Annotated in this window: 3 protein-coding genes; 1 reads left to right on the forward strand and 2 read right to left on the reverse strand. The window is 70.8% G+C overall.

Annotation, left to right across the window (positions count from 1 at the left end; all coding sequences use genetic code 11):
• Positions 1-416: S8 family serine peptidase (locus DEIPI_RS29185; RefSeq protein WP_157463517.1), on the reverse strand; the 416-nt coding region annotated here is incomplete at its 3' end.
• A 193-nt stretch (positions 417-609) separates the two neighbouring features.
• On the opposite strand from DEIPI_RS29185, the gene yidD reads away from it, so the two are divergent.
• Positions 610-903, forward strand: coding sequence for a membrane protein insertion efficiency factor YidD (yidD, locus tag DEIPI_RS0106860; protein ID WP_027481290.1), 294 nt, complete (start codon positions 610-612; stop codon positions 901-903).
• A 3-nt stretch (positions 904-906) separates the two neighbouring features.
• On the opposite strand, the gene DEIPI_RS41255 is transcribed toward yidD, so the two are convergent.
• Positions 907-1,008 (reverse strand): ATP-binding protein (locus DEIPI_RS41255; RefSeq protein ID WP_245588527.1); only part of this gene is annotated, 102 nt, incomplete at its 5' end.

Below are 1,008 nucleotides of genomic sequence, written 5' to 3' on the forward strand. Positions count from 1 at the left end.
ATCGTCGCGCCCGGGGCGACCGAGAGCACGGCGCCCGCGACGGCGGTGCCGTGCCCGCCGAAGGTGCCGCCCGGTTCGTCGTCCGGGACAGGATCGCGGTCCACGAGATCCCACGCCCCCGCGAGGTCGAGCGAGCCGCGCAGCGCGGGGTGATCCACGTCCACGCCCGTGTCGATCACGGCGACGGTCACGCCCTCTCCCCGCGGGCCGGAGGAGGGGGCGAGGCGGATCTGCGCGAGCTGCCGTGAGGCCCGGGCCGTCCACGCGGTTTGGCCCTCGCCTTCCCAGGGGGTCATCCCGTCGTTCCAGCCCTGGGTGGCCTGAACTCGTGTGGTCGTGGACGTGTCGAACACGGTTCTGCCGGGGAGGGCGAGCAGCAGGGGCAGGAGGGACAGGAGCACGAGACGGCGTTTCATGAGCTTGAGTTGAGGGTAACATCAACGTTTTCTCTGTTGATGATGAAGTAGGACTTCGTCCTCATCTCATAAAGATCAAATTCCCGAACCTGGCCGGACCATCCTGTTCGACGGGCCAACGCCGCTTCAGGCTTGGCTCAGGGCACCCCACGGTTCGCGCGGCAGCATCGAGACAGCACGACGGAGGAGACCCATGACCAGCCCCGCCACCCGGCTCGCCCTCGTCGGTATCGACGGCTACCGACGCCACCTCTCGCCCCTCAAGGGCTTCCGCTGCGCGCACGCCGCGCTCTTCGGCGGCGCCTCGTGCTCGCAGGCCGTGCGGGACATCGTCGAACGTGACGGTCTCCTCGCCGGACGCGCGGCGGTCGTGGCGCGCCTCGACCGCTGCCGCTCCGCCTACGCGCACCTGCGCGGCGCGCCCGGCGTGCAGGTCCAGGGCCTGTGCTGCTGCGGCCCCCTGCCCATCCCCTTCCGCTGCGGCTGAACGCTACCTCGGCAGGGAGAAGGAGAAGGTGGCGCCCTCGCCCGGCGAGGACTCCGCCCACACCCGCCCCCCGTGCCGCTGCACGATCCGCTTCACGTTCGCCAG

This window comes from Deinococcus pimensis DSM 21231 (assembly GCF_000519345.1).
Lineage (GTDB): Bacteria > Deinococcota > Deinococci > Deinococcales > Deinococcaceae > Deinococcus_A > Deinococcus_A pimensis.